Origin of the sequence: Streptococcus mitis, from assembly GCF_009496155.1 — a bacterium.
GTDB classification, from domain to species: Bacteria; Bacillota; Bacilli; order Lactobacillales; family Streptococcaceae; genus Streptococcus; species Streptococcus mitis_BQ.
In genome coordinates, this window is record NZ_WIJP01000039.1 from 1 (window position 1) to 987 (window position 987).

At 44.4% G+C, this 987-nt stretch carries 1 protein-coding gene; it reads left to right on the forward strand.

The window, feature by feature from the left end; all coding sequences use genetic code 11:
* Window positions 1-987: DUF1542 domain-containing protein (locus tag GEZ84_RS10560; RefSeq protein ID WP_153224491.1), on the forward strand; the 987-nt coding region annotated here is incomplete at both ends.

Here is a 987-nt window from a genome sequence, read left to right on the forward strand (position 1 = left end):
CCGACTTGGCTCAAGCGGTAGAGGCAGAGAAGAATGAAATCAATGCCGATAACAGTTTGACAAGTGCAGCGAAAGCTGAAAAAGTTAAGGCTGTAGAAGCTAAGAAAACAGAAGAAGAAGCTAAGATCGCAGCAGCCGAAAACGCTGATAAAGTAGCGGACGCTAAAACAGCAGGTGAAGCAGCAGTCAAAGCAGTTCATGACAATGGTGACTTAGAAGCAGTTAAGACAGCAGCGAAAGCCGACTTGGCTCAAGCGGTAGAGGCAGAGAAGAATGAAATCAATGCCGATAACAGTTTGACAAGTGCAGCGAAAGCTGAAAAAGTTAAGGCTGTAGAAGCTAAGAAAACAGAAGAAGAAGCTAAGATTGCGGCAGCAGAAAACGCTGATAAAGTAGCCGAAGCTAAAACAGCAGGTGAAGCAGCAGTTGCAGGTGTCCACACACCAGGAAACTTAGAGGCAAATAAAGAGAAAGCTCTAGAAGCAATCCAAACAGAGTCAGAAACTAAGATTGCCTCAATTGATAAGAACGCTAAATTGTCAGACGATGAAAAAGCAGCAGCGAAAGCCGAAGTAGCGAAAGCAGCCATCGCAGCCGTAAATGCTATCAATGAAGCGAAAGATCAAGATGGAGTAGACGGCGCTCAAACTACAGGAACAACAGCAATTAACGCAGTAACTCCAGTAGGTAAAGAGAAAGCTCTAGAAGCAATCCAAACAGCATCAGAAGCTAAGATTGCCTCAATTGATAAGAATGCTAAATTGTCAGACGCTGAAAAAGCAGCAGCGAAAGCTGAAGTAGCGAAAGCCGCCATCGCAGCTGTAAATGCTATCAATGAAGCGAAGGATCAAGCAGGAGTAGACGGCGCTCAAACTACAGGAACAACAGCAGTAGAAGCAGTAAATCCAGTAGGCAAAGAGAAAGCCCTAGAAGCAATCCAAACAGCGTCAGAAACTAAGATTGCCTCAATTGATAAGAACGCTAAAT